The 1,219-nt window shown below is 56.4% G+C and carries 1 protein-coding gene; it reads left to right on the top strand.

Going from position 1 to position 1,219, the window contains the following annotated elements; all coding sequences use genetic code 11:
- Positions 1 to 59 precede the first annotated feature (59 nt).
- A protein-coding gene (locus J2Y63_RS35430; protein WP_435269843.1) for an IS3 family transposase occupies positions 60 to 1,186 on the top strand; the annotation gives its coding sequence in 2 pieces (ribosomal slippage) (positions 60 to 300 and positions 300 to 1,186; 1,128 coding nt in all).
- The last annotated feature ends 33 nt before the right edge of the window (positions 1,187 to 1,219 follow it).

Below are 1,219 nucleotides of genomic sequence, written 5' to 3'. Positions count from 1 at the left end.
TGAATAGCCCCTAGATTTGTAGACGCCTTCTTTCCTAATTTTGAGGCAGGAAGAGCATCATGAGCAAATCGAATTTCAGCGAAGATTTTAAGCGTGACGCGGTGCGCCAGATCACAGAGCGAGGCTATCCGGTTTCGGAGGTTTCGCAGCGCCTCGGCGTGAGCCAGCATTCCCTCTATGAATGGAGGAAGAAGTTTGCTGCGTCGAACGCCAAAGGCAACGACGAGGCCGAGGAGATCAGGCGGCTGAAGAAGGAACTGGCTCGCGTCACCGAGGAGCGAGACATCCTAAAAAAAGCAGCCGCGTATTTCGCCAGGGATGCAAAGTGAAGTACGCGTTCATTGCTCTGCATCGCCTGCAATTTTCGGTGCGGACGATGTGCCGCCTTCTGCGGGTTCATCCCAGTGGATTTTACACCTGGCTAAAGAACCCGCTGAGCAGGCGAGCCAACGAGGACAAGCGCCAGACCGATCTGCTCCTGAAGGCATGGGAAGAAAGCGGCAAGGTCTACGGTTATCGAAAGCTGCACGATGACCTTCTCGATCAGGGAGAGATGTGCTGCCCGAACCGGGTTGCGCGACTGACGCGTCTCGCCGGGATCAAAGCACAGATCGGCTACAAACGCCGTCCCGGCATCTATGGCGGCAAGCCTGCCGTTGCTATCGACAACACACTCGACAGGCAATTCGACGTGGCGGCTCCGGACAAGGCCTGGGTCACGGACATCACCTACATCCGAACTTGCGAGGGCTTCGCTTACCTTGCGGTCGTCATCGACCTCTATTCGCGCCGGGTCATCGGTTGGGCACTGCAGAGCCGACAGACCACGGACGTCGTATTGCAGGCTCTGCTCATGGCGGTGTGGCGACGTAAACCGAAGGACAAGGTGCTGATCCATTCGGATCAGGGGTCGCAGTTCACCAGCATGGACTGGGCATCGTTCCTCAAGCACCACAATCTGGTTCACTCGATGAGCCGACGCGGCAACTGCCATGACAATGCGGTGGCAGAAAGCTTCTTCAATCTTCTAAAGCGGGAGAGGATACGTCGCAGGGTCTACCGTTCTCGCGATGAAGCTCGCCAGGACGTGTTCGATTACATCGAGATGTTCTACAACCCGAAGCGCAAACACGTCAGGAACGGGATGCTGTCGCCCGTCGAGTTCGAGAAGCAGCAGAAAATCTAACCCGAGGGTGTCTACGAAACTCGGGGCTATTCA

Origin of the sequence: Shinella sp. BE166 (assembly GCF_051201095.1) — a bacterium.
Lineage (GTDB): Bacteria > Pseudomonadota > Alphaproteobacteria > Rhizobiales > Rhizobiaceae > Shinella > Shinella lacus.
The sequence above is the reverse complement of the archived record's forward strand: the minus strand, read 5'-3'. Positions and strand labels throughout refer to the sequence as shown.